Consider the following 25,409-nt stretch of genomic DNA (forward strand, 5'->3'; position numbering starts at 1 on the left):
GAACGCACGCTTTCTTGGACGAAACCACTCGAGTAATCGACTCACTCGAATGAGTCGTCGGTGTTTGATTCGTCCTGTTCGTTGTCGCCGCTCTCCTCCTGTTCCTCGTCAGTGTCCGATTCGTCCTGTTCCCCGTCGGTGTCTGCCTCGTCCTGTTCCCCGTCGGTGTCTGCCTCGTCCTGTTCGTCGTTCTCCTCCTGATCACCGTCGTCAGTACCGGGGCTGTACTCGTCAGCTTCGGTATCACCGTCGGATTCGGCGTCAGCGTCCTCGGTTTCGTCTTCGCTCTCCGAGTTCGTATCAGTATCTTCCTGCTCGCCCGTTTCGTCGGAATCGGACGAACCTTCGTCGTCTGGGGCTCCCTCAGTGTCGTCTTGAGTGGTGGCTTCGTCACCCTCGTCATCAGCGGCTTCCTGATCGTTCTGGGCTTCGGCGTCGGTCTCAGATTCGTTCTGCTCCTGGTCGCCATTCTCTGCAGCTTTGCTCTCGGTGGCTGAGTCGTTTTGCGCGTCGCTGTCTCCCGGCCCGTCCGTGCCAGCGGGTGGCCCGTCAGCAAACGCAGGTGGTTCAGTAGCTGAACCGTTATCGGTGTCAGGTCCACTCGAGTCGTTGGCGTCCGGTTGCGGACTCTCGTTGCCGCCAAAGCCTTCGAGTGAGTCGTTCGACGCGGCTTGCTCGCTGAACGTATCGGCCGTGGTAAACGTCGCCTCGAGGCGCTCCTGATCGGAGAACACCGCGACGGTGGCCAGTCCGCCGAGGAAGCTGGTGGTGACGACCAGTAGACAGACGAGGACGACGAATCCTCGAGTCGCCTTCATCGGTCGATCACCTCGTCGCCGCCGTCGGTCTCCGGAACGGGTCGGACGCTCGCCGGTTCGAACTCGTCGAACGCATCGTCGATCGCTCCTGATCGATCGACACGGTGCGAACCGTCCGCAGTCGTCGACTCGAGTTCGGTTCGATCAGTCGAGTGGTCCGAAATCTGGTCGTCGGACCCGTCGCCCGGCTCGGTGTCGGTTGCTCCCCTCGAGGCCCCATACCAGGCCCCTACCTGGAGCGCGCCGACGGCAAGCAGCGAGAACGTCGCCCCAAACGCGACCGAGAACGCGAGCCCGGTTCGTAACTCGAGAGCGACATAGATCGCATACGGGGCGACGAGTATCAGGAGCCCGGTCGAGAGCGTGAGATCGGCGGCGGTGATCGACACGCCGTTCGCGCTCGAGGCTGGCTCCGGTTCGACGGCCGCTTCGTCTTCGAGTGAGGTCACCGGTTCGTCGCCATCCAACACCTCGGCGTTGGTGGGCCTTTCGGCGACAACTTCCGCGAGGCTCTCCTCTCCACCGTTGATTTGCGCGTCTGCATCCTTTGGTGGGGTCGTCTCGGTTTCCCCGGTTGGGATCGTCTCAGCCTCCCCGGATGGTGACGCATCCGGCTCCGCAACTGAGGCCACGTCTGTGTGCGCTGCGTGAGCCACTTTGCTTCCTCGAGCCGCTTTGAACAGCCGCCAGAGTTCGGAACCGACGAACAGTGCTACCGGAAGCAACACGACGACGGCGAAGCCGACCGGCGTATTGGTCGCCTGAATCACGTAGCCGATGTACGGAATCGAGAGGATGACGACGCCGAGAACGTTTTCGGCGGGAACCAGCGAGGCATCTACCTCGTTGTTGGCATCGCCTTTCGTTTCGAACGCGATGCCAGCGTCACTTTCGTACACGTCAGTGACGCGGTGGGTCACCGGCGCTTCAGCGTCCCCCCGAAGGAAGGTGATGACGTCTCCGTCGCCGATCGATCCTGGATCGGTTTCACCGACGATGACGACGTCTCCGGGTTCGATGGCTGGGGCCATGCTCCCGGTGAGGACGACGAAGCTGTACTCGCCGCCGATCACCCACGGCGCGCCGTAGATAGCGAACGGCACCACGATGGCGATCAACAGGAGCAATCCCAGCACGTTCACGATTCGTTTGAAACTCATTAGTTGGATACCTCACAGAGGCGATTCCCGTCGGTGTCGACCGCCTCGAGGACGGTCAGCGTGTGCGTTCCGTCCGTGATCTCGAGTCCGGGACCGAACGGGCGGGAACAGCTGATGTGGAAGTCACCGATCGTGGTACCGTCCACGATGACGTCGAAGTCGGCATTCCCCTTGATATCGGGCGGATCGTGCAAGAGCGCGGTAAACGTGTCACCGGGTTCGACCGTGCGACCCGGTTCCGACGTCCCGACGGAACGGACGAGCTCGAGGCCAACTGGGCCGCCCGGGCCGTCGTATTCGAACGTTGCACTCGCGATTCGTTTGCCACCCGAACGCGGACACTCCACACACGCCGGCGGCTCTGCACAGGGTTCGACGCCGGCGAAGGGATCGGCCACGGACGCTTCGTCGACGTGTCGACATTGTTCGGCGACCAGGGAGACGACGAACGTCGTCGATTCGCCTGCCAGCGTGTCAGAGACTGTCTCCGGGAGTTCCCACTCGAGTTCGAGGTCGAACGGCGTAGCCGGCTCGAGACAGTCGCTATCCAGCCGGACGCCCGTGGCGAGCACTCGAGAGATGGTTGTGAGCGTTCCTGTAGCGAGGCGTGTGCCGTCGGCGGTGAGGGAGCCCTCGATGGCGTCGCCCAACGGGTCCGTTTCCGGTGGACAGCTCGTCCGCAACCAGAGTCGGGCGGGATTCGACTCGACGCTGATGGATGCCTCGAGCGTCCCGGCTGCGCCACGGTCGAGGTCGTCGAAACCGAACGCGAGTGTCCCGCCGACGGCCGAACACGCGTCACACGCGACGTCGATGTCGACCGTGCCGGCGGTAGCTGCGTTCGTGTAGGTTTCGCGATCGCTGAGGTACGCGCTGGTGCCAGCACCGGCGACGGCACCGACGGTACCGACGGTTCCCACTGCGGCGAGGACTTGCCGGCGACTCAGGTACATGTGACGACGGCTCATAGCAGCCCACCACACTGCGTGGCAACGAACGTGAGCCCGAACTCGAGTCCCTGCCCTTGCCACTCGTTTCCTATCGATTCGTCGAGCCACCAGGCGAAGCCCAGACAGTGTCTGTCGCCCTCTGAGAGGCAGTTACTGAAGCCGTTTCGCAACAGCAAGCCGTTCTCGCCGTAGGCCTCGCTGAACGCGGCCAGCGTTCCTCGATAGGCGGGGTTGTCGGGTATTTGGTCGGTGCCGGCACAGCCGCCGATTCCGAGGACGCCGGTGTCGTGCCAGAACGCAATCTCGACGATTTGGCTCAGATCACCAGCGACCGTTGGAAACAGTCGTATTCGCGCATCCATCTCCTCGGCTACGCAGCTGAGTGCAATCGTTCCCGAATCGCCGGGTAACACGTTGGATTCGGCGACGAGCGGGCCGTAGATCGTCTCGCTGTAGCCGTCGACGTACTCGTCGGTCCCTGGTGTCGTATTTTTCACGGCTCCGTTGTACGTGCTGTACCAGGCAACGCGAAGTCGCGGCCCGTTCTCGTCGTCGGGTCGGGCGTACGTGTAGTCGGTATACGCCGGCCCATCGTCGGTGACGCCGGGTCTACGAAACCCGAGCCCCACCATTCCGACGACGCCGACGCTCCCAAGAACCTGTCGACGGCTGATTGTTTCTAGTTGTGGTTTCACTGTTTCCTCTCCGTAGTGTTCGCAGCCGGGGCCGCGATGTTCGGTCTCGCGTCGGTGCACAGCCGTTTCGCGTGCTCGAGTGCGAGGGCAGTCGATAGCTTCTGCGTCGTGTAGCTGGATATGGATGATCGGCTTACCGCCTGTGAACGGTTCCGACAGGGCGATACTACCGCCGCGAACGAACGCGCAAGCACGCCCCTCGAGGCCGACAGGCTCATCCTACCAGTGATATCGAGCCCTGGTGGACTGCACCCGAGGGCGATCATCGGGCTGTACTCGAGGGTCCCTCCTGTTTCTCGAAACCGGCCCGAACGAATCGACTCATTCCTGCTCGAACGGATTCGCCGGATCCGGGTTGTGCCGGCACTGTTCGGTGTAGAACGACAGGTCGAATGCGACGCTATCTCCCTGCACTTCGTTCCCGACGAAGGCGGGGAGGCTCCACTCGAACGCGATGAACCGGGTGTTCGACGGCTGGAAGCAGGGCGAGTCCTCTTCTGGTGGTTCTTCCGGTGGCACGACGTCGTAGCAGAAGCTGATGTGGCTCACGCCGTATGGCTGGTTGTTGTTCTGATTTATTGGGGCCTGGAGTCCTTCGCCCGAGTTCGCTGTGAGGTACCCATCGGTGTCCGATTTGCTGTACACGTTCGCAACCGGCCCGCCTTTGACGATGACGGCGCTCACTTCGAACCCGTCGAGTTCGAAGTCGAACTCCCGGACGTCGTCGTCGGAGATGGCAGTCACCGTGACCGTGACGTCACCGACCGGCGTCGGGTAGGTCTCGGAGTCGCCCACGTTTTCCGGCAGATCCTCCGATTCGATCTTGATCGCCCGGAACAGGCCGAGGTCTTCACACGTCGGATTTCCCTGGACGCGTTCTTCGTCACCGGATTCGAGCGTCTCGCCGTCTCCCGATACCCCCGTCCCGTCGTTTGGAACGCCGAGGTCCGAATCGGGGTCGTACGCGAGCATGACGCCCTCGTTCAGTGCCTCGAGGACCTCTCTGAGGGTGCCGGTGATAATTCCTGGCTCGCCAACGTCGAACACGTTGTTCCCGTTCAGGTCGTACCAGGCACGCGCGGTCATCAGGTCGGCGAGTTCGGGGCCGTTGCTCTCGGGATGTCCCCCGTCGCCTTCCGCCACGAGATCGCCGTGAAGCCAGATGTATCCGGGGTTGTCACAGAGTTTGATACCAAAGGTTATCTCACCCGAGTCGCCCGGTTTCACGTCCTCGAGTTCGATGAGCGACTCCTGGTTCGGTGCGAACGACGGCTCGTCAAACGTGGCAATCTCCGCACAGGCGAACGCGAGGTTCGTGCCGGCTTTCGCCGCATCGATCGGGTCGTTGTACGCTCCGAGGTCGACGTACTGGTGGACGCCGTCATCGCGCTCGAACGATTGGAGCCCATCTCCGTCGTGGTCCGGGTAGGCGTTGACGAACGGTCGACCAACGCCTCCGTAGTCCTGTGGTCGGACCGACTGATCTGCCCCGAAGTAGAGCTGTTGCCAGGTCACGCTCAGGTCGAGCACCCCCGCGGTGAGGGTGTTGCCCTCGAACGATTGATTGTCGCTGAAGTACGCCGTCGTGCCGATTCCGGCACCAGCGCTCGCTACCCCGACGGCACCGAGGCCGGCCAGGAGGCGGCGGCGAGTGAGTTCGATGGTGTTTGGTTGTTTGGTTGTCATGGTGTGTCCCCGAGGGGAGTCCCACCGGCGGAGTCGAACCGCCGTTCCGCGAACTGGTTTCGCGTCATGCTCCTCGAGTCGACTCGAGGAGTGTGTTCCAAGTGGGAAAGGTGCCGCGTCGGTGAGTGCGGACGTGGCCGATTGTTTCAGCGCGATTCAGGCAGCCATCGTCGGATCGTCGTTGTGGCGGCACTGTTCGGCGTAGAAGCCGACGTCGAACGAGACGCTCTCGCCTTGAGCATCGTTGACGTCGTCCTGGCCGATCGGGAACCACCACTCGAAGGCTACGCACGTCGAGTCTGCGACCGGGTAGAAGCAGGCGTCTCCGTCCTCGTTGGTGAGTGGCATCCCCTGGAAACTGCCGTCGCCAATAGCCGCGAACACTTCGTTGAGCGTTCCCTCGAAGACGGCGGGGCCATCGTAGTCGGCGATGTCGTCGAACCCATCGAGCTCGTTCAGACAGCCAGGGACGAGTCGAACCCTCGCGCGAACGAACTCGCCGAGGATGCTCTCGGCCGGGAAGTTTGCTGCGCCGACCCAGATGTACGCTGGGTTGTCACAGACGTGGAGCGAGAACGTCACCTCGCCACTGTCGCCCGGTTTCACGTCATCGAGTTCGATCAGCGAGTTTTCGTTCGGACCGAAAGAAGCGCTGGCTGCCTCCATGTCCAGCCCACACTCGCTGTGGATCACGATGTCCGAGAGGTCGTCGTCGGCCTGTGGGCCTCCAAGGTCGGACTCGAGCACGATGTCTCCGGAGGCGTCGCCGTCCAGGATGACGAGACTGGTGACGCCGGTGTCGAAGTCGGGATCGAAGTTCGGTCCACCGCCGCTGAGGGTTGCTGCTCCGTTGAGGTTGGGATTGATTCGAAGGGCGAAATTTTCGGTGAGCGAGCCGAGTACGCCACCGTCGGTGCGCTCGTCACCCCAGATCCAGTCGGCGGTCGCTTCGCTGGCGGTGATCGAGTAGTCGTCGTCGCTCGTGGCTCCGGGATCGTCCTCGACTTCCCAGTCCAGGCTCTCCCAGTTGGCATTGGTGAGATCGCCCTCGATCACGAACGATGCGTAGCCGCCACCGTCTTCGTTCCCGAACTTGTCGAGGACGAAAAACAGGCGTGGGTCGCCCAGTTCGCCGTCGCCCAGATCCTGCCGGTAGATGAAGAGGACGGCCGCGCTCTCCCGTTGAATGTCGAGGAATCTCGAGGAGACCGAACTGCGGTCGTCGTCGTAGAACGCTTCGGGTGTGCGTTCGTCGATGATCGGTGCGATACAGTAGGACTGCCCTTCGTAGGTCACGTAGTACTCGTACTCAGCACAGGGACAGCACGCTGGGACGTCGGCAGCGCTGAAGACGGCGTTCTCGCCGCCGTAGACGACGCCACCGAGATCCTGTTCGCCGTCGCCCGCGTCGTCCGGGAACGCGTTTACGTACGGGTAGTTCGGTACTTCCCCTTTCGTCGCGTAGTCCTGCGGTCGGACGTCCGGCGCGGCACCCCAGTAGCGCTGTTGCCAGTCAACCTTGATTCCGAGTGTCCCCGCAGTCAACGTGTTCCCGCTGAACGATTGCTGGTCGCTGAAGTACGCGGTCGTGCCGATGCCGACTCCCGCGGACGCGACACCGATCGCTCCGATGCTCCCGAGAATCTGGCGTCTCGAGAGCCCTAGTTTGTCGTTTGTGTTCGTCATGATGATGTCCCCCTCCGGGGAATCCCACCGGCGGAGTCGAACCGCCACTGCATCACGAAATGTGGCTGCAGTCACTGGAGCGTGAAGGCCCTCGAGCGCTCGAGCGCCCGGTGCCTGGATGGGTATTGGTGGTCGATAGCGGTTCCTCTCAGTCGTCCATCGCCGCAGCCAACACGCCAGCAGGGTCGTTGTGGCGAGCCTGTTCGGCGTAGAACGTCATGCTCGAGGTCAGGACTGCGCCCTGGATCTCGTTCCCAACGTCGGTTGGAATCGTGATCTCGAGACAGACGGTCACCGTCTCGCCGGGCTGGAAGGTTACTGCGTTGCCGCTGTCGTCCGAGACGATGATGCCGCTCTCGAGGCTGGCCAGGAGACTGGCGAGTGAGCTGTACTGTACCGAGTAGTCATCACCGCCGACGGTCGTCGTGAGGGCCGCGGTCGCCGATTCACCGATCGTCGAAAGGTCGTCCATATCGTCGATGTCCCAGAGGTCGGACAGGCTGACGTTCTCCGCCTGCACACCGTTCATCTCGCTCGAATCGCCGACAACAACCACGTAGCCGGGGTTGTCGTCGACGGTAATGTCCCAGCAGAACTTGTACTCGTCACCGGGTTTTGCGTCCTCGATGTCGATTGGTGACTGTACCCAGATACCGTCACCGTCCGCACCGTTTTCGTAGGCGTCTTGATCCGGACCCATATCGTCCTGATCGAGGTGCTGGATCGACTGCTCGACGGTGAGCGCGAACGTCCCTGCAGTGATCGTGTTGTTCTCGAAGCTCTGCTGGTCGCTGAAGTACGCTGTCGTCCCGATCCCCGCCCCCGCGGATGCGATGCCAATAGCGCCGATGCCGCCGAGCACGCGTCGACGGGACAGTCCAATTGTGTTGATTTTGTCGTCGGTCATGGTTTATTCCCCGAGCGGCCGTGAACCCCAACGGGCGTCGGTGGTCGCTCAGTTAGCTCTATCCGGGGTGTGGAGGGGTCGTAGTTAGGAGTGAGAACGTCATCTTCGAACGACACGTTCGGCCTCGAGACGCCCGACCAAATCACCCATTCGGAGGCTGTAGGCCCGACTTGCCGGTCGTTCGAGGCTCCCTTGACGCGCCGTCATGTCACGGCTACCGGTCTCCTCGAGCACCGGCTTTGCGACCCTACCGGTGTCATCTCGGCTGATGAGTGGTCCTTGCTCGAAACAGGGCTTGCGTACCACTCACGGTACGGTCCGCGTAGTGACGAGTGTTGACGACGATAGACTCGTACCGACCTGTGATAGGGATACGGTGTCATCACGCCTTGCCGACTGTCGTTACGTCGGTTAACAGGTGACAAACCGTTCCCTGAGCCGGTGTGGAGGATCACGAGACCGAATCCGAGATGGGGGGTCAGTACGGTCCAGTGGTTCCGGTGGGGGAGGCCCAAACTATGTTCAACACGACACGATTACCGGAGGGGGAGATTTACGAAATCCTGGCAAACGGTCGTCGCCGGGAAACCTTACGCGTCCTGACGACCGCGGAGCGGGGATCGATCGACTTACGAGAGCTGGCGACGGCCATCTCGGTCAGTGAAACCGGCCAGTCGCCACCGCCACGAACGACCCTCGAGAGCGTCCGGAGTTCGCTCCATCAGACCCACCTGCCGAAACTGCAGGAACTTGGGGTCGTCACCTACGACCGGACCGCACACACGGTGTCACTGTGTGATCACGCACGTGACGTCGAGCGGTACATGGAGGTCGTCACGCCATACGGCGTCACCTGGAGTGAAGTGTACCGCTCGCTCGGCATCGTCTCGCTGCTGATCGTTCTCGGGACGTTGCTCGAGGTACCGCTGGTGAGCCTGATCGATCCGTTGTTGTGGACCAGCGCGTTTCTCGCGGCATTTGCCGTCGTGATCGGTGCTCAACTCTGGTCGAACCGCTGGTTCCTGTTGCGGACGCTCCGTCGATAACCCCCGCTGCGGATCGCTTGCTCGAGACGACTTCGTCCTTTTTTGGATCGTTACCGGACCCGTATTCGGCATCGAAAAAGAGCGCTGGCAACGATTTTGCCGACAGAGACGGTATGTTCTGGCCGGCTGTGCGTTCCGGTCTGTGGCGTGCGTTTCTCGCTCGTTGTGTGTCCTGTAGCTGCCAGTGGGCGAGTTACCCCTCGCCCAGGGTAGACAGATCGACGTCCATCTCGAACAGCCGCGCGTTACAGTCCAGACAGGTGGCAGCGACCACGTCCCGTCGCCGACAGCAGGATTCGACGACGTCCTGTGAAAGGTCGACCGTGCCATCACAGGTCGGACACGTCTCGAGGAACAGTCGAAGGACGCCGAGCAGGTCGGCTTTGAACGGGAGCGACCGCTCTTCCCACGTTGGATCCCACTCGGTGACGCTGTCCACAGCGGCCGCGTCGGCGATACAGGCCGCCCGCGAGGGCCAGTTGGCGACGCGTTCGCCGTCGGCCCAGGCGGTGAAGGCGTGTGGACGTTCCTCGAGTTCGATCGCGTCCGCGCTGATTCTAGCGAGATCCGCCAGGGTGGTTTTCAGCGCCGACTCGTTCGAACGATACTGTGCAATCGACCGGGTCCACTGACGCTCGAATGCGGGGTCGAGCACGAGGTCGCCGACCGACGGGTCGTCGACCACGATACCGACCTCGAGCAACACGTCCTGCGGGTCGGCGACGCTGCCTGTCGCGTGCGCAGGCGCTTTGTCGAAGAACGCGAGCACTCGGTCTGGGAAATAGCGTTTGGTGAATCGGGGCGTTCCCGGGACCAGAAATCCGCGGAAGTAAATGACGGCGGCGGCGAACACGAACGTCCCGACGGCGACGCCGAGCGCAAATCCGCCGTCCGACCGCGCCGTGATCAGTCCGACGGCTACTGAGAGCCCGCCAGCGATGGCCAGATTGAGTACTGTACACGGGATACATCGGTTTTCGCCGGTGTACGTTGGATTTTTGACTGCTAGAAGGGCCGCTCGCGCTCGCGTTACCGGATGCATGATTCCTCATCGTTTTTCGAGGGTGTAGTTGCGTGTATCCTACCGTCTCCTCGTTGTCTTGTGTGGGTTCGATTGTCACCAGTTGGCCGACACCTGGCGGGGGCGTCGCCTTGCGAAGGGGCACCCGAGCGAAAATATTAACACTGATGTATTATCCAGTAACGCACATGAATGACGAAGAGCAGGTCTGGGTCGCACTTTTGACTGCGGGTTTAGCGCTCGCTGTCGGCGGTATGGTTGTTCTGGATAGCGCCTCCTGGCACGTACAGTATGCAACTATGGGGCTTGGACTGGTGTTGGTGGCTGCTGGGTTTTATTCCACATTACAATCGCGGTAGCCGTCTGCTTGATACCTACCCACGGCGAAATCGTCGGCTACCGTTTCGCCCGTCTCCAACCCTTAACAGTTCCAGTCCGTCGAAACGCTGGTAAGGATTGTTGTAACTGGTTATCAGTGATTGGCCAACTGGACCGACGACTCACCTATCAGAGACGATAATAGTCTCTGTGAGTTAATTTGGTTTGCCGTGAATGTCTGTTACTTTTAATACTACTTCAAAATGGTAATTCAGTCAAGATTATGCTGTTTGCTACCGAGTAGTAAACATGGGGGGAAATGACTCGAATAGAAGTGGCAACACCCTTGCCACCGGGGGAACCACGATGGCGCAGCCGTTGGGGGACGGCGAGCTGTCCAGAGACAAGATATTTCAGACGCTATCGAATCGTCGACGACGGCTGACGTTGCAGTATCTGAGCCAGAATCGGGGTACCGTTGTTCGGCTGCGTGATCTCTCGGAGTGGGTCGCAGCGACGGAGAACGAGATTTCACCGTCGGAAGTCACGTACAAACAACGCAAGCGGGTGTACACCTCGCTGTATCAATCACACTTGCCGGTGCTCAAACGTGACGGAATCGTTGCCTACGATAAATCGAGGGGGACAGTTAGTCTGACAGATACGCACAGTCTCTTCGAGACCTACCTCGAGCGCGATGACCCAGCGGCGTTTTCCTGGGGAACGTACTGGCTCGGTCTGGGGCTGACTGTGGCACTGGTCGCCATCGCGTTCTGGTTCGGTCTGGTGCCTCAATCGGTCACAGTAGCCACGGTGGTACTCGCGTCCACGGCTGCCGTGCTGGTGGTGTCGGCATTGCTATATACTCGCGCGGACGGCGACCTATTCTCCCCATAACTCGGCGGTTCCTGGCCGACGTTTCGGGGCGTCTCGAACCACCGATGCTCGCCTGTCCGATTCAAGGTTCCCTTGTGCCGGCGATTCGTTCGTCGTCTCACCGGACTAACCTACACAATTATATAGGATGGGCCATAAGCAATATATAGCAGCACGTTACCACACTGCTGCCCTCCCCGTTTGCCCTGCGTTTGGCGGGTCCATCTCGCCGGCGTGCCGGGCGTCCAAAGGGGAACCCATCGCAACGGCCGATCTGGGGGGATCGCGTACACCGTTGCCGTTTTTACACGCTCGAGCTGGCAGCATCTCGTTCTCGAGGAAACCTGACTCCATATTACTATGAAACACGTAGTGTATGGTCTTACAACTGAAGTGTAAGGTACACTCTCTGCGTATTTTACTATGGTTTCTATACTATACACTTCTTATATAATGCCATACACTCTGATTATAGTGGCAAGTAGTGCACACTCGAGTATGAGCGGATGAGACCACACACGCTGGAGTGCTCTCGAGGCGTGGGCCTGCGTCAGAGGGGACACACCCGAACCACCGGTGTCGCTTGGGCCTGGAAGGGGGCCCGTCCATGTCAGGGGCGATGGGAGGTGGTGGCTCGAGCGATCAGCACTCCATCACGCATTGGCGTCTGAGCAGCCGACCGCACCGTGTCGCTGCTGACGTTCGGTCGTGACGGTTCGCTGGATGACCCCGGTGTAGTGTCGAGGGTGACCGCGTGACACCCGGGGTCTACGCTGGTGTATGTCAGTTGGGTAAAAAGCCCCACCGCAAGCTGAAATATCGGTTTTAGTTATCGTCGCCCGTGAAAGTCACTGTACACCCTACGAGGTTGGATCGCGGTTGGTGTGTAAATTGCCTCACTGGCTACTATCCCGTCGGCAGTAGTATGACCGGTAGCCTGGCTTCGACCACTGGCGAAACGGTTTTGATACCTCCAGTGAAACGGTCGGTATGGTTGATCTCATTCCGAGCGACCCGGTTATCATCGCGATGGTGCTCGTGTTGCTCTCGCTCATCTTCTTCCTGTATCTGCTGTTGCGACGAACCGTCCTCGAGTTCCGCGAAGGCATGGATCGGTAGGCGGTCTCCGACCAGCGCCGTCTCGAGTGAGTACCGCCACTCCCTTCGATCTCACTCGAGACCCTTCGATCTCACTCGAGACCCTTCGATCTCACTCGAGCGCTCGCCGCACACCCTCGAGTGCGGCCGTAATATCGTCTCGAGAGACGTCTCGATGGGTACAACATCGAATCGTGGTCGGGCCGAACGGCGTCGCGAGGACGCCTTCACCGCGCAGTCGCTCGAGGACGGTGTCGACGTCGAAACCGGTTCCCGCCACGTCGATGACGACGATATTGGTCTCCGGGGTGTCGACGGTGAGACCCGCTATGTCGGCCAGTCCGTCTGCCAGTTCGCGAGCGTTTTCGTGATCGGTCGCGAGGTCAGTTTGGTTCTCGAGGGCCTCGAGTCCGGGCCCGGCGATGATGCCGACCTGGCGCATGCCGCCGCCGAAGAGCTTTCGCGTTCGCCGGGCGCCTTCGATGAAGTCTTCGGAGCCAGCGAGTATCGACCCGACGGGCGCGCCGAGTCCTTTCGAGAGACAGAACATGACGGAATCGACGTGCTCGGTGATGTCGGTGACGTCGACCTCGAGGGCTGTGGCCGCGTTGAACACCCGTGCACCGTCGAGGTGAACGGGAACGCCGTGGGCGTGGGCGGCCGTCGCGGTCGCCGCCACTCGTTCGGGGTCGATAGCCAGGCCGCCACGGGCGTTGTGGGTGTTCTCGAGACAGAGCAGTCCGGTGCCGGGCCGGTGGAGGTCCTCGGCCACGTAGCCAGCGTCGACCTGTTCGGGAGTCGGCAATCCGCGCTCGCCGTCGACCATCCGCACCTGTACGTTGGCGTGCTGGGCGATGCCGCCGAGTTCCCACTTGACGACGTGGCTCTCGCGGTCGGCGATGAGTTCCTGGCCGCGCTCGGTGTGCTCGCGAATCGCGATCTGGTTGCCCATCGTCCCCGTGGGGACGTACAGCGCCGCTTCTTTGCCGACGAGTTCGGCCGCGCGGGCCTCGAGTTTGTTCACGGTCGGGTCCTCTCCGTAGACGTCGTCACCGACGGCGGCTTCGGCGCTGGCGGTTCGCATGGCTTCGTCTGGGGTCGTCACCGTGTCCGAACGCAGGTCTATCATGGGCCGGGATTGTCTCCCGAGACGCATAGTGATTGCCGTCCTGGCTTCCCGGACCCGAACTCCCGTTTATCGGTCAGCGGCCAGCTCCGGAACGGAGACCTCGAACCGAGCGCCGCCCGCTTTGCTTTCGGCTGCCGTGATCGACCAGTCGTGAGCTTCGGCGATCTCTCGAACGATGGCGAGGCCGAGGCCGGTTCCATCTGGACTCGAGGTGTAGCCGTACTCGAACAGTGACTCCCGTGTCTCGGGGTCGAAGCCGACGCCGTCGTCGGCCACGTAAAAGCCGTTCTCGAACGTGTCGACGGTGACGGTCAACGTTGGCGTCGATTGCGTCTCGAGTGCCCCCGGTTCACTCCCCTCGGGGTGGCTCTCTTCGAAACCGTCGTCGGTAGCCGGTGGCATACCGTGTTCGATGCTGTTCCTGTACAGGTTCTCGAACAGCTGTCTACACCGGCCGGGGGCGGCCTCGAACTCGGCGTCACTGCCGGGTCCAATCTCGATGGTCGCATCCTGGGTCTCGACCCCTGCCCAGGCCCGCTCGGCGACCGCCTCGAGCGATACCCATTCGGTGTCGGTCGTTTCGACAGCAGCGCCCTGTCTGGCGAGTTCGAGCACGTCGTCGATGATGGCAAACGCTCGGTCGTGACTGCGCTCGATCTGCTCGAGAAACTCGAGATTGTCGGTGTCACGGACGTGTTCGAGATACCCCTGCGCGACGCTGAGCGGGTTGCGCAGGTCGTGACTGACGACGCTCGCGAAGCGGTCCAGGCGTTCGGTCTTCTCGAGGAGTTCGCGTTCGCGGCGTTTCAACTCGGTGAGGTCGGTGAAGATGAGATACCCTTCGGGGCCGTCGACGTCGGGTCGGCTTCCAACGGGGACGCTCCGCAGCAAGAACGGCCGAGTCCCATCGGCTGTGTGGCCAGTAACCTCGGTATCGATCGGGTTGCCGGCTGCTATTTTGTCGGTGAGTGCCTCGGGTGTCGAACCCGCTTCGGAGCCGGCGAGTAGCGAGCTAACCTGCTCCTCGACGATGGATGCCGGTTCACGACCAAACACCCGTACGAACGCCGAGTTGATGGCCCGGACCTCCAATCCCCCGCTGGGCTGACGACGATAGCGAAGCGCGGGATCGGGAACGTTCTCGAAGAGGGCCGCGAAGTGGTCGCGCTCGACGGTCAGGGCTGCCTGATAGCGAACTCGCTTGAGCGCGTTGGTCACGTGGGTGACGAGCAACTCAGCGAGCATACGATCCCGATCGGAGAACCCATCGGCACTCGTCGAAACCGCCTGAAAGACGCCAGAGTCGCCCACTGGAATCGAGACGGCCGACTGAAACGCCTCGTGGGCTGGCTGGGCGTCCGGCTCGTTCGCAACGTCGTCCACGACGATGGTTTCGCCCGACTCGATGGTCTTTCCTGCAACCCCCTCCGTGACTCTCAACTGGTCGAAATCGATCGATAGCTTGGAGGCTGTGGCTGCTCGTGCGACGATTCGACCGTCCTCGAGTTCGCCGAGAGAACAGGCGTCGAACTCGAGGACGCGGCTCGCGGATTCGACCGCGAGCTCGAAAATCTCGCTCTCGACGTCCGCGTCATCGAGAGCCGTTGCGATGTCGTGTAACCGGCGAACCTTTCGCCTGACATCGGCGTCCGTACTCCGTCGCGTTCTATCGACGCTGACGGGGACAAACCGAACGATACACACTGGGTTGGACGTCGCCGAGATCGGGTGGGTCTCGACTCGATAGGTACGATCACGGAGGCCCACCTCGCGTCCGTTCGCGTCCCCCTGAAAGGTCGCCGCGTACAGGCTCTCTATCTGTGCCCGAACGGCTGGCCACTCGTTGAAGGCCTCTCGGACGGTTGCTCCCTCGAGTGTCGCCGCCTCGAGCGGTGACTCGAATGATTCGCCGGCGACAGCCCGGTGGCGAAAGCCGGCCGTCACCAGGGCGATGAGTTCACCGTCGCCAACGGTCCAGGAAAGGGCCGCTTCGAGCGTCTCGAGTGCTTCCGAATCGACCGCGTTCGACGACTGACTCGATTCGGGCCGACATGTCAGAAGGCGTTCGAGTCGGCGAGCGACGACGGTCGGATGGTCCTCGGGAGTGACGACCTCCGTCGCACCGGCAGCGAGCGCCAGGGGGGTGTCTACCCCGGTTTCGGGAAGGAACGCAACGACGGGGACACCGGCTGGAACGGTATCGACGACCGTACGGATAGCTCCCTCGTCACTCACCGCGACTACCACCGCTCCCGGTTCACTCCCGCTCTCACCCTCCTCGAGGGCGTCGACGGATGCCACCCGGCGTACGGCGAGTTGGTCCGGGCCGTATCGCTCGAGCGCGCGAGCGACGCTCGCGGTGTCGCCGATCAGCGTCACCGACTCCGACCGCAGAGTCATACCACACAGGAGTTGGCTCGAGGCGAAGTAACTTGTGGCTCGATAACGGTCAGCCCATCGCCAGCGTACACCTACTCGTCTCCCGTTTCGTGCGAACAGCGTGAGACGACGACAGCGACTGCTCTCAAACGAACGGATAGAATGGGCCGATCTCGTCGGGACGATAGAGCGCCCCATCGACAACGGGGAGATACCACCGCGTCTCGAGTAGCTCTTTGAGTTCGTACCACTCGAGGGTGACGTCGAACGGATTCCCCCCGATGTGCCAGGCCTCGAGGATAAGCCCGCCAAAGCCCAGGCCTGCGTCGGTGTACCACGTCGGAATTCGAACCCTGAACTGCTCGGACCCGGCGGGGGTAATCTCGAGTGGAAACACCTGTATCTGATCGAACGACCACAGTTCGGTGAGCCCGTCTCCGTACACCTCGAGTGAGAGAGCCGATGACGAGGATTCGACCGGTGGACGTTGCCCGGATGCAGTAGCGCTCGTCGTCGACTTCCCTACGTCGCCGTGGCGTTGGGGCGGCCTGGTCGCGAACCGACGCGCCAGATCGATCGTGAAGCCACCGATGACCCCGCGGAGGAACGTGTCGATTGCCTCGTCGGCGTGGGCGTCACTCGGTGTGAGCGGCGTGTCCGAGGTCGTCATCCCCGTGGTTGACGTGTCTGAGGCCGTCATCCCCGTGGTTGACGTGTCCGAGGTCGCTCTCACATCCGCCGTCGCCACCGCCTGACTCCCGGCCTCGAGCAGTTCACGCGCGACCGAAGTCTCGACCCTCCCCTCGAGCAAGGCCGCCTGTATCCCCGACTCGTCGAGTACCTCCACCTGGAGGGGACCGTCTGCGGTGGGCAACCCCTCCTCACAGTTGCCGATCACGTGACACCAGTCCGCACCGTCTTCGATGATCGCTCGGAGGTCCCTCCGGCTCGGTTTCCGATACACGGTACAGCGGATCGGTGGCGGATTACCCCTGTAAGCGTCTCGAGCGGCCCGGAACCGGTCGATGTCAGCGTCGGGTCCAACGACGAGAGCGACGTCGATGGCCTCCCCCTCGTCGAGGTATCGTTGTCTGTGGCGAAGGGCTGCCGGCGTCAGCTCGTAGCCACGAACGCCCGCTGGTTGAGTACGACCGAGCCAGCCGACGTGGGGGTCTTCCGGGGTATCCGATCCGGGGTGGCTGGAGGCTCTGTGCTCGCCCACGGTCGGTGTTCCGTTCCCGGTCACGGGGAGCACCTGCGTGAACGTCGACACCAGATGTGGGAGCACGGCGGCGTGCTCGTACGTCGGCTCGGCGTACACCCAGGCGTGCCAGCGCGGAAAGAGCGGCGAAACCCGTTCGAAATCAGCCGACAGATAACGGTCGACTCTGGTCGCCATCGGGGCTTCGAGACACGTTTCGGGTTCGATATCGAGCATCGCGAAGGCGTCCGTCTCGACCCAGTCGGTATCCGACCGTTCCTGCCAGCGAACCGCCACGTCGAGAAAGAACACTCGGCGGAGCATGGCGGCGGCCTCGTCACTGAACCGTTCGCCGGGTGAAAACGTCCAGTGACGGTCTCGAGCGGGAATCTTCAGTATCGGTGTCTCGCGTTCGACCGTCTCGACTCGCGCTCCGAGGTAGGTAGCTAGCGTCGCTGCTGGAAACAGGGCCTCGAGTGTCGGCGGGACCTCGAGTACGATTCCGGTGTCGGAAACCGACGCGGCGACGGCGTCGGGAATCGAAACTGAGTCGCCGTACTCGATTCGGGGTGGATGGCCCCGGCGGAGGAGGGAAGTGCGCTGGGGGTCGGTGGCGGTAAACGGCGCGGCAAAGACCGAGATTGCTTCGGCGACGCCCGCCGGCGTTCGGGGAACGGTCACGCTGTGTGAGGGGGCGTTGACCGTGCTCTGGCCGGCGATGGTCACGACGGTCGGATGCGGAAACGTAATTTCACAGCCGTCCGGTCCCCGCTGATCGATTACTGCCGGGCCGTCGAACCGAATCCAGACGCCGATCAGTCCGGTAATCCAGATCAGATTCCGTCGGTCGGGAAGCTGTCGACGTTCGTTCGTTTCGATGTGATCGCGGTCGACGCTTACACCGTCTTCGCGAACGGCATCGAGGGTGATCGAGGAGGAGTGAAACCGCAACTTCGAAGCGCGGCCGCTCTGTCGTTCGGTCATCGAAAAGGGAACATCGAGTGAGTGGTCCGTTTCGTCCCAGCCGACCGCCTCGATTTCGAACCGATTGCCAGCACCGTCGCTGAGGGTGACGGTCGTGTCCGCGACCGAAATATCGACTGTCCCACCACTCATGTCAGTCGATCATACGATGAGTGAGGGACGTGTAGCCTATAGCTGTGCTGGCCCTGGGTTGCCATCTGCCATCCCCAACTGGATTACAGATCAGCGACGTCTTCGATGACGTCGGTCAGTGCGCGAATCGACTCGAGGTCGTGTTCGCCCATGTGGCCGATACGGAACGTTTTCTCGCCCAGCTGGGAGCCGTAGCCGTTCGAAAAGACCATGTCGTACTCCTCGGAGACGGTTTCGATGGTGTCGGCGACGTCGATGCCCTGGGTGTTCTCGATACAGCTCACCGTCTGCGATTCGTATCCCGACTCCGGGAACATATCGAAATGCTTGTGGGCCCAGTTCTGGGTGTACTCGGCCATCTCCCGGTGGCGGCCGTCGCGTGCGGTCATTCCCTCCTCGAGCAGGTACTTCATCTGTTTGCGGTAGGCGAGCATGACCGGGATGGCCGGCGTCGAGTGGGTCTGGCCCTTTCGGTCGTAGTAATCGAGACAGCGCTGGAAACCGCCGTACCACGAGGCGGTGTCGCGCTCGAGTTCCCGCTCGTAGGCGTCCTCGCTGACGACACAGACCGCCAGTCCCGGCGGCATGGCGAAGGCCTTCTGGGTGGAGGCGAAGATGACGTCGATGTCGTGTTCGTCGATATCGACGTGGTCGCCGCCCAGCGCCGAGACGGCGTCGACGACGAAGTAGGTGTCCGGGTACTCGGCGACGACGTCACCGATCTCCTCGACCGGGTTGCGGACGCCCGTCGAACTCTCGTTCATCACACAGGCGACGACGTCGTACTGTTTGTCGCTGTTCTCGAGTGCCTCGTGGATATCCTCGGGTTTGACGGCCTGTCCCCACTCGTACTCGAGGCGGTCGACCGATTTGCCCAGACGTTCGGCGACGTTAGCGTGACGCTCGCTGAAACTTCCACAGGTCGCCACGAGCATGTGCTCGTCGACCAGGTTGAGCGTCGAAGCCTCCCAGAACTCGGTGCCCGAGGCGGTGAGGATGATGACGTCGTTGTCGGTCTCGAGGAACGTTTTCGTGTCCTCGACGATGGTGGTGTAGAGGTCGGTCATCCGGTCCATTCGGTGGCCGAACATCGGCTCGGCCATCGCGTCGATGACGTCCTCGCGCACCTCGGTCGGGCCGGGGATGTACAGGGTCTTTTCGCGGTAGTCGTCTCGGTATTCGCGTTTCTTTGTCACTGAACCACCTACTTGGAGGCTACTGCGACGGGAGATGGTTTGGGCCTTTGGTTTTGTGCAAACGAACCGGGGCACATCTGCTCGAGTGTCCGTGCTCGAGGCCGCGCTGGCGTATTTCGTTCCGAAAACGGTATGGCCTCGCTGGCAGAATTTGCGACGTATGGATCCGCGAATCCGCGAACACGCACAGGTTATCGCCAACCACTCGGTCGACCTGCAGCCGGGTGACAACGTCGTCGTCGACGCCCACCCGGTCGCCGAGGACCTCGTCGTCGCATTGCACGAAGTGATCGGCGACGTCGGCGCGAACCCTATTACGACCAGCAAGCGGGCCGGAAAACGCCAGCACCGGGCGTTCCTTCGGGCGGGCAATGACGACTACGAGACGCCCGAACACGAACTCGCGCTCATCGAAAACACCGACGTCTACATCGCAATTCGCGCGGGCGATAACGCGACTGAAACCGGTGACGTGGACGCCGAGACCACGGCTGCCTACAACAAAGCCTACCGCCCCGTACAGGACGAACGCCTCTCGAAACGCTGGTGTCTGACCCAGTTCCCCGCCCCCGCCAACGCCCAGCTCGCCGAGATGTCTCGAGAGGGCTACGAGAACTTCGTCTGGGACGCCGTCAACAAAGACTGGGACGCCGTCCGCGAGCACCAACAGCAACTCGTGGAACTCCTCGACCCCGCCGACGAGGTGCGGATCAAAAGCGGGGACACAACCGACGTGACGATGTCGGTCGCGGGCAATCGCACGCTCAACGATTACGGCGAGCGCAACCTCCCGGGCGGCGAAGTGTTCACCGCGCCGGTCCCCGACAGCGTCGAGGGCGAGGTGCTGTTCGACATGCCGCTGTATCACCAGGGACGAGAGATCACCGATGCCCACCTCGAGTTCGAAAACGGCGAGGTCGTTTCCCACGCCGCCGGCAAGAACGAATCCCTGCTGACGGACGTGCTCGAGACGGACGACGGCGCGCGACGTCTCGGCGAACTCGGTATCGGGATGAACCGGGATATCGACCGCTTCACCTACAATATGCTGTTCGACGAGAAGATGGGCGATACGGTCCACATGGCGGTCGGTCGCGCCTACGACGACACCGTTGGCGAGGAGAACGAGGCCAACGAGTCGGCCGTCCACGTCGACATGATCGTCGATATGAGCGAGAATTCGGTTATCGAGGTCGATGGCGAGGTTGTCCAGCGCGATGGGACGTTCGTGTTCGAAGACGGGTTCTGAGGGTTTTCTCGAGGGGGAGGTACTTCTCGAGGTGGCATTGTTCACGTTTCCGTCCAGATTTTGCGAGCAAGGAGCGTAGCGACGAGCGAAACAAAAGTAGGTTCTGCGGTACCTCTCGAGGCGTATATCAGGGTAACAAGACCCCGTCGATGACGTGGATCACGCCGTTCGAGGCCTCGATATCGGTGGCGATTATCTCGGCTTGCCCGTCGTTCAGTACGGTACCGTCGACGTCGATTTTGGCGCCGTTCAGGGTCGGTAGACGCGGCGCGTTGACGACTGAATCGCTGTTTCGTCGGCCGGGAGTGACGTGGTACAGGAGGATGTCCGCCAGATCCTCGAGCGCTAATAGCTCTTCGAGTTCGACACCCAGGTCCTCGGCCAGCGCTACGAACGCTTCGTCGGTGGGCGCGAAGACTGTCAGTTGTCGCCTTCCGCTGAGGGCGTCGACGAGTCCTGCTTCCTGAACGGCTGCCACGAGGATATTGAAATCGTCGGCTGCGACGGCCACATCAACGATCGTATCGTCACCGCTCGCTCCGCGTCGTCCCCTCGCCGTGGCCGTTCCGGCACCGGTCGCCAGCAACAGGCCCGTGCCTCCGAGTGTCTGCAGTATCTTCCGTCGGTTTGGATGTTTCATGGAATTGGTACCCACCTGAGGGTTCTCCCGGGAGGATAATTCGCGCTCTCCTAACCAGTATGGGGGACGAACACGGTCCCGAGCGGTATGGCCACCGCTGCTTCCGTTCTTCGTTCGGGTTGGTGTGGAGACGTCTAGCCTGCAGGACCTTGCACCGGTCAGGCAGGCTATGGTAATCGAAGCGCTCGAGGGGGCGTATCGAGGCGCTCGAGGTGGCATCGTTCACTTTCCGTCCAGATTTTGCGAGCGAGGAGCGACGCGACCAGCGAGACGGTTCTGAAACGCGTGCTGCTCGAGCGTGAGTCGGATTTTGGAGAAAGTATAATTCACTATCTCATATAATTTTCATATAAATATATAGACTCTTGACTTACAATAGAAAGTTATTACATCCACCTCACAAACGAAAATCTATGGGGACAAACCCTTCCGAAAACGAAGGCGTCTACGGACGCCGAACGTTTCTGACGGTAACCGGAACGGCCGCCGGGGCCGCACTTACGGGCGTCGGCGCGGTCACGTCCGAGGATGATGAATCGGGAACGACCACGAGCACCGCCGAGACGGGCCTCGAGACGCTCTCGTTTTACTCGAGTGCGAGCCAGATCGCCGCAGACGGCGAGAGCGAACTGGTAGACGAGGAGACGGTCGTCGTCTGGGCGGAGCCGACGGCCGAGAACTTCGAGACGACCGACGACGGACCGACGACGGTCGTCTACGAGGACGAAGCGATTCCGTTGGTCTCACAGGACGGCTCGGTCGTCGGGATCGGTTCGGTCGACTTCCTCAGCGACGATCAGGGCGGATTCGACGCGGATAACGAAAAGTTCGCACTGAATCTCTTCGAGGAACTGATGGACGAAGGCGTCGTCCTCTGGGACGAAGGCCACGACCAGTTCGGCGGTCTCGCGCTGGAGAACTATCACTCGTTCCGGCAGTACGCTGCCGATTCGGGCTACGACCTCGAGGCGACGACGAACCTGCTCGGGACCGCTTCGCTGTTGTTCCCGTCGACGGCCAGCCAGGTCGCTCCCGACGGCGGGCCGTTGACCGACTCGAGCCACGTCGCCGTCTGGGCGGAACCGAGCGCCCAAAACGTCGACGACGACGGTGACGAAGCGTCCCATATTTACGAAAATGTGGAGATTCCGCTCGTCTCTCGAGACGGTGACGTTGTCGGGTTCGGGACGCCGGAACTGATCGAAGACGGCGATATGACCGAGGCGAACGAACGGTTCGTCTTGAACGTCCTCGAGGATACGGTCGGGAATTCGGGAACGGTCGTCTGGGACGACGCCCACGAGAGCTTTTATGACTCGTCGACGTTCGGCGAGTTCGCCGATGCAATCGAAGCCGAGGGCTACGAATTCGAGGCCAGCGAGGACCTGCTCGCGGGCGGGGAGAACGTCGACACTCTCGAGTTCTTCTCGACGGCGAGTTTGCTCGACGCCGACGAGCAACCGCTGACCGACGACTCGCTGGTGGCTGTCTGGGCCGAACCGACGGCCGAAAACGTCGACGAAGCCGGCGATGGCTACGTCAGCTACGACCAGGCCGATGCGGACATTCCGCTCGTCGCGGTCGATGGCAACGTCGTCGGGTTTGGCGCGGAACTCGGACCCGATGCCAGCGATGTCGATGCCAACCGCGAACTCATCGTCGATATTTGGGCAGATAGAATCGGCGCGAACGGGACCGTGCTCTACGACGAGAGCCACGACCAGGAACTGTCGCTGTCTGACTACTCACAACTGCAATCGCTCGCTGCCGACCGCGGCTTCTCGCTCGAGGCGACCGATGACCTCGAGGCAGACCTGTCCGAGGCCGATGGCGTGATGCTGACGACGTTCGCGACCGCGTTCACCGCAGACGAACGCGCTACACTCACCGACTTCGTCGACGACGGCGGGAGTGTCTTCATCCACGACCAGGCCGACTTCGGCGGCCACGAGACGGCGAACCTGAACGCGGTCACCGAGACGCTCGAGGTGAGTTTCCGCTTCAACTCGGATCAGGTACTCGACGAGGAAAACAGCGGCTGGGCTCCCTTCGTCGTCCAGACGACGAACGTCAACGAGGCGTTCGACTTCTTCGGTGGGAGCGAGAGCGACGAGGTTGGAATCGCAGCCGCCGACGCCGTCGCCATCGCGTCTCCCGCAGATGCCTATACCGATGCGGAACTCGAGGCACTGGAGAGCCACGTCGTCGACGGCGGCGCACTCTTCCTGTTCGACGAGTCCGAGTTCGTCAACGAGGAGACGGCGAATCTGAACGAAATCGCCGAGACGCTCGAGGTGGCGTTCCGGTTCAACGCCGATCAGGTCGAAGACGACGCGAACAACGTCAGCGGCCAGCCGTTTTTGCCGACCACGACGAACTTCAACGGGGGGTTCGATCTGTTCGAGGGCCTCGAGAGCCCCGGCCTCGAGGACGCCCAGGGACTCGTCGTCACCTCGCCCACGGAGTCGTTCAGCGGGGCGGAACTCGACGCACTCGAATCGTTCCGCGACGATGGTGGGGCGATTTTCCTGTTCGATCAGTCCGACTTCGGCGGACAGGGGAACGACTCGTTCGGTTTCGACGAGACCGAGAACCTCAACGCGATTGCCGACGCGTTGGCCCTGTCGTTTCGCTTTAACTCGGACCAGGTCAACGATCTGGGTGATTTCGACATCGAAACGGGGAACTTCAACACCGATTACGACTACTTCGCCGACCGCGAGAAGGCCATCGGGGTCGAGTTCGAGCGGGACGAAGCCTATTACGGGCGCGTAGTTCGGGTCTTCGACGGTGACACGTTCGAGGTCGAGTTCGACACCGAGTTCGATTACCGGGACGTCATCCGGAACGTCGGGATGGACACGGCGGAGACGGCTCCCGCGACGAACGACCCCGAGGAGTGGTTCGGCATCGAGGACCTCGATCACCTCGACACCTGGGGCTCGAACGCGACGAACTTCGCCCTCGACGTGATGGCTCCAGACGCACAGGCCGGCGAGTCAGACGTCGAGGGTCGCCGGGTGAAGGTGACCTTCGACGAGGCAGAACCCCTCCGGGGGAACTACGGTCGCCTCCTGTCGTACATGTACTACGACCCCGAGGACTACGACGCCACCCCCGACACAGGGGACTTTTCGGTCAACTACAATCTGGAAGCAGTCGAGAAGGGCTATGCTCGCGTGTACTCCTCCGGGTTCGCGAAACACGACACCTTCGCCGCTGCCGAGGAAGCCGCCCTCGCCGACGGACGCCGAGTCTGGTCGGCGGCCGATTTCGACGCCCTCGAGGAGATCAGAAACGACCCCTTCGAGGAGGTGTTCGTCCCGCGGGCCTCAAGCGTCACGACCGCGAGCGGGCCACTCGCTGACGACCGTGCGCCACTGTATGCCGGCGAGACTGCTCACCAGGAGGCGCTCGACGACGGTGGGGCGTTCGACGAGTACGAGGACGCTCCGCTCGTCGGCGTCGATCAGGACAACGCGGTCGCCGTTGTCGGCGGGATCATGGTGAACGAGGCCTACGAGGAAGGGGCCGGATTCGAGGCGGACACCAGCGAGTACGGCAACTACGCGTTCTTCGCCAACCTCGCTCGATACCTCTCGGACAACGACGGCCACTTCCTGCTCGAGGGTGGACACGGCCAGTTCGGGGCCGAGGGCTCGGTCTCCCTCGAGCGCGTCGAGTTCTTCCTCCGCTTTGTCGAGGGGGTCGGCAACCGACTGCGCCAGATCAACGATGTGGTGCACACGTTGCCCGAGGCGGACGACCCGACGGTCGTCTTCCTCACTGCGCCTGAGCGAGCCTATACCGAGGCGGAACTGGCGGCACTGCGCGAGTACCGCGACGCGGGCGGTGCGGTGATCCTGGTCGGCTCTGCGGCGGCGACCGCCGACACCCGGGCAAAACTCAACGACGTCGCGGCCGGCCTCGGCTCTGACCTGCGGCTCAACGACGACCGTATCGTGGACGGTGATGCGAACCTCGTCGACGATCCCGAACTGCCGGTTACCGGACGGTTCGACGAGTCCTTCCCACTGTTCGACCCATTCGGTGAGAACCCGATGCTCGTTCCCGAGGTGCAAGCCTACCTCGAGCGCATCGCGAACGAGGACGGCCTCATCGACCGGGCCGCACTCGACGGCGCAATCGAGGACTGGTCCGAAAACCGGATCGACAGTCGAACGCTCGAGGCAGTCGTCGAGGCTCACGAGGAGCAGGCTGTTGTCGCGGAGGTGTAA

General features: G+C 62.0%; 19 protein-coding genes. 6 read left to right on the forward strand and 13 right to left on the reverse strand.

The window, feature by feature from the left end; all coding sequences use genetic code 11:
• Window positions 1-41 precede the first annotated feature (41 nt).
• The 7 genes from NLK60_RS14135 to NLK60_RS14165 all read right to left on the reverse strand — a co-directional run bounded on the left by NLK60_RS14135 (window position 42) and on the right by NLK60_RS14165 (window position 7,902).
• Window positions 42-818, reverse strand: coding sequence for a hypothetical protein (locus NLK60_RS14135; RefSeq protein ID WP_254808418.1), 777 nt, complete (start codon window positions 816-818; stop codon window positions 42-44).
• Entirely contained in the window at window positions 815-1,978 is a 1,164-nt protein-coding gene (locus tag NLK60_RS14140; protein ID WP_254808419.1) for a signal peptidase I, read from the reverse strand. The genes NLK60_RS14135 and NLK60_RS14140 overlap by 4 nt, the downstream gene beginning before the upstream one ends.
• Entirely contained in the window at window positions 1,978-2,946 is a 969-nt protein-coding gene (locus NLK60_RS14145; protein WP_254808420.1) for a SipW-dependent-type signal peptide-containing protein, read from the reverse strand. Before NLK60_RS14145 ends, NLK60_RS14140 begins: the two co-directional genes overlap by 1 nt.
• Window positions 2,943-3,623, reverse strand: coding sequence for a hypothetical protein (locus NLK60_RS14150; RefSeq protein WP_254808421.1), 681 nt, complete (start codon window positions 3,621-3,623; stop codon window positions 2,943-2,945). Before NLK60_RS14150 ends, NLK60_RS14145 begins: the two co-directional genes overlap by 4 nt.
• Window positions 3,624-3,944: 321 nt before the next feature.
• A complete protein-coding gene (locus tag NLK60_RS14155) occupies window positions 3,945-5,309 on the reverse strand; it encodes a SipW-dependent-type signal peptide-containing protein (RefSeq protein ID WP_254808422.1) in 1,365 nt (454 codons plus the stop codon).
• A gap of 156 nt (window positions 5,310-5,465) precedes the next feature.
• Window positions 5,466-6,995, reverse strand: coding sequence for a SipW-dependent-type signal peptide-containing protein (locus NLK60_RS14160; protein WP_254808423.1), 1,530 nt, complete (start codon window positions 6,993-6,995; stop codon window positions 5,466-5,468).
• A gap of 148 nt (window positions 6,996-7,143) precedes the next feature.
• A complete protein-coding gene (locus NLK60_RS14165) occupies window positions 7,144-7,902 on the reverse strand; it encodes a SipW-dependent-type signal peptide-containing protein (RefSeq protein WP_254808424.1) in 759 nt (252 codons plus the stop codon).
• Between the two features lie 518 nt (window positions 7,903-8,420).
• On the opposite strand from NLK60_RS14165, the gene NLK60_RS14170 reads away from it, so the two are divergent.
• Window positions 8,421-8,948 carry a DUF7344 domain-containing protein gene (locus NLK60_RS14170; protein ID WP_254808425.1) on the forward strand — a complete coding sequence of 176 codons (528 nt, stop codon included), beginning with the start codon at window positions 8,421-8,423 and terminating at the stop codon, window positions 8,946-8,948.
• 193 nt (window positions 8,949-9,141) lie between these two features.
• Here NLK60_RS14170 and NLK60_RS14175 read toward each other — a convergent pair whose 3' ends face one another.
• Window positions 9,142-9,990: a DUF8054 domain-containing protein gene (locus NLK60_RS14175; protein WP_254808426.1), complete on the reverse strand. Its 849-nt coding sequence runs from the start codon at window positions 9,988-9,990 to the stop codon at window positions 9,142-9,144.
• A 167-nt stretch (window positions 9,991-10,157) separates the two neighbouring features.
• Here NLK60_RS14175 and NLK60_RS14180 point away from each other — a divergent pair, with 167 nt between their 5' ends.
• The 3 genes from NLK60_RS14180 to NLK60_RS19550 all read left to right on the forward strand — a co-directional run bounded on the left by NLK60_RS14180 (window position 10,158) and on the right by NLK60_RS19550 (window position 12,282).
• The gene (locus tag NLK60_RS14180) at window positions 10,158-10,328 is read left to right on the forward strand and encodes a hypothetical protein (protein ID WP_254808427.1); all 171 of its coding nucleotides are present in this window, start codon (window positions 10,158-10,160) and stop codon (window positions 10,326-10,328) included.
• A gap of 325 nt (window positions 10,329-10,653) precedes the next feature.
• A complete protein-coding gene (locus tag NLK60_RS14185; protein ID WP_254808428.1) occupies window positions 10,654-11,184 on the forward strand; it encodes a DUF7344 domain-containing protein in 531 nt (176 codons plus the stop codon).
• Window positions 11,185-12,153: 969 nt separating this feature from the next.
• Entirely contained in the window at window positions 12,154-12,282 is a 129-nt protein-coding gene (locus NLK60_RS19550) for a DUF7859 family protein (RefSeq protein WP_256530376.1), read from the forward strand.
• A 91-nt stretch (window positions 12,283-12,373) separates the two neighbouring features.
• Here the strand turns inward: NLK60_RS19550 and NLK60_RS14190 are convergent, their stop codons facing one another.
• The 4 genes from NLK60_RS14190 to NLK60_RS14205 all read right to left on the reverse strand — a co-directional run bounded on the left by NLK60_RS14190 (window position 12,374) and on the right by NLK60_RS14205 (window position 19,282).
• On the reverse strand, window positions 12,374-13,390 hold the full coding sequence (locus NLK60_RS14190; protein ID WP_254808429.1) for a threonine aldolase family protein: 1,017 nt from the start codon (window positions 13,388-13,390) through the stop codon (window positions 12,374-12,376).
• 66 nt (window positions 13,391-13,456) lie between these two features.
• Window positions 13,457-15,790: a sensor histidine kinase gene (locus tag NLK60_RS14195; protein WP_254808430.1), complete on the reverse strand. Its 2,334-nt coding sequence runs from the start codon at window positions 15,788-15,790 to the stop codon at window positions 13,457-13,459.
• Window positions 15,791-15,914: 124 nt separating this feature from the next.
• The gene (locus tag NLK60_RS14200) at window positions 15,915-18,086 is read right to left on the reverse strand and encodes a hypothetical protein (RefSeq protein WP_254808431.1); all 2,172 of its coding nucleotides are present in this window, start codon (window positions 18,084-18,086) and stop codon (window positions 15,915-15,917) included.
• An 83-nt stretch (window positions 18,087-18,169) separates the two neighbouring features.
• Window positions 18,170-19,282 (reverse strand): pyridoxal-phosphate-dependent aminotransferase family protein, encoded by a 1,113-nt coding sequence (locus NLK60_RS14205; protein ID WP_254808432.1) that lies wholly within the window; start codon window positions 19,280-19,282, stop codon window positions 18,170-18,172.
• Between the two features lie 160 nt (window positions 19,283-19,442).
• Here NLK60_RS14205 and NLK60_RS14210 point away from each other — a divergent pair, with 160 nt between their 5' ends.
• The gene (locus NLK60_RS14210) at window positions 19,443-20,531 is read left to right on the forward strand and encodes an aminopeptidase (RefSeq protein ID WP_254808433.1); all 1,089 of its coding nucleotides are present in this window, start codon (window positions 19,443-19,445) and stop codon (window positions 20,529-20,531) included.
• Window positions 20,532-20,658: 127 nt separating this feature from the next.
• Here the strand turns inward: NLK60_RS14210 and NLK60_RS14215 are convergent, their stop codons facing one another.
• On the reverse strand, window positions 20,659-21,171 hold the full coding sequence (locus NLK60_RS14215) for a fasciclin domain-containing protein (protein ID WP_254808434.1): 513 nt from the start codon (window positions 21,169-21,171) through the stop codon (window positions 20,659-20,661).
• A gap of 413 nt (window positions 21,172-21,584) precedes the next feature.
• On the opposite strand from NLK60_RS14215, the gene NLK60_RS14220 reads away from it, so the two are divergent.
• Window positions 21,585-25,409, forward strand: a complete 3,825-nt coding sequence (locus tag NLK60_RS14220) for a thermonuclease family protein (protein WP_254808435.1) — start codon at window positions 21,585-21,587, stop codon at window positions 25,407-25,409.

The organism is Natronosalvus amylolyticus (assembly GCF_024298845.1).
Classification (GTDB): Archaea; Halobacteriota; Halobacteria; order Halobacteriales; family Natrialbaceae; genus Natronosalvus; species Natronosalvus amylolyticus.

Coding starts and splice junctions, on each gene's coding strand:
- NLK60_RS14135 (WP_254808418.1), bottom strand. CDS start 818: ATGAAGGCGACTCGAGGATTCGTCGTCCTCGTCTGTCTACTGGTCGTC.
- NLK60_RS14140 (WP_254808419.1), bottom strand. CDS start 1,978: ATGAGTTTCAAACGAATCGTGAACGTGCTGGGATTGCTCCTGTTGATC.
- NLK60_RS14145 (WP_254808420.1), bottom strand. CDS start 2,946: ATGAGCCGTCGTCACATGTACCTGAGTCGCCGGCAAGTCCTCGCCGCA.
- NLK60_RS14155 (WP_254808422.1), bottom strand. CDS start 5,309: ATGACAACCAAACAACCAAACACCATCGAACTCACTCGCCGCCGCCTC.
- NLK60_RS14160 (WP_254808423.1), bottom strand. CDS start 6,995: ATGACGAACACAAACGACAAACTAGGGCTCTCGAGACGCCAGATTCTC.
- NLK60_RS14165 (WP_254808424.1), bottom strand. CDS start 7,902: ATGACCGACGACAAAATCAACACAATTGGACTGTCCCGTCGACGCGTG.
- NLK60_RS14170 (WP_254808425.1), top strand. CDS start 8,421: ATGTTCAACACGACACGATTACCGGAGGGGGAGATTTACGAAATCCTG.
- NLK60_RS14175 (WP_254808426.1), bottom strand. CDS start 9,990: ATGCATCCGGTAACGCGAGCGCGAGCGGCCCTTCTAGCAGTCAAAAAT.
- NLK60_RS14180 (WP_254808427.1), top strand. CDS start 10,158: ATGAATGACGAAGAGCAGGTCTGGGTCGCACTTTTGACTGCGGGTTTA.
- NLK60_RS14185 (WP_254808428.1), top strand. CDS start 10,654: ATGGCGCAGCCGTTGGGGGACGGCGAGCTGTCCAGAGACAAGATATTT.
- NLK60_RS19550 (WP_256530376.1), top strand. CDS start 12,154: ATGGTTGATCTCATTCCGAGCGACCCGGTTATCATCGCGATGGTGCTC.
- NLK60_RS14190 (WP_254808429.1), bottom strand. CDS start 13,390: ATGATAGACCTGCGTTCGGACACGGTGACGACCCCAGACGAAGCCATG.
- NLK60_RS14195 (WP_254808430.1), bottom strand. CDS start 15,790: ATGACTCTGCGGTCGGAGTCGGTGACGCTGATCGGCGACACCGCGAGC.
- NLK60_RS14200 (WP_254808431.1), bottom strand. CDS start 18,086: ATGAGTGGTGGGACAGTCGATATTTCGGTCGCGGACACGACCGTCACC.
- NLK60_RS14210 (WP_254808433.1), top strand. CDS start 19,443: ATGGATCCGCGAATCCGCGAACACGCACAGGTTATCGCCAACCACTCG.
- NLK60_RS14215 (WP_254808434.1), bottom strand. CDS start 21,171: ATGAAACATCCAAACCGACGGAAGATACTGCAGACACTCGGAGGCACG.
- NLK60_RS14220 (WP_254808435.1), top strand. CDS start 21,585: ATGGGGACAAACCCTTCCGAAAACGAAGGCGTCTACGGACGCCGAACG.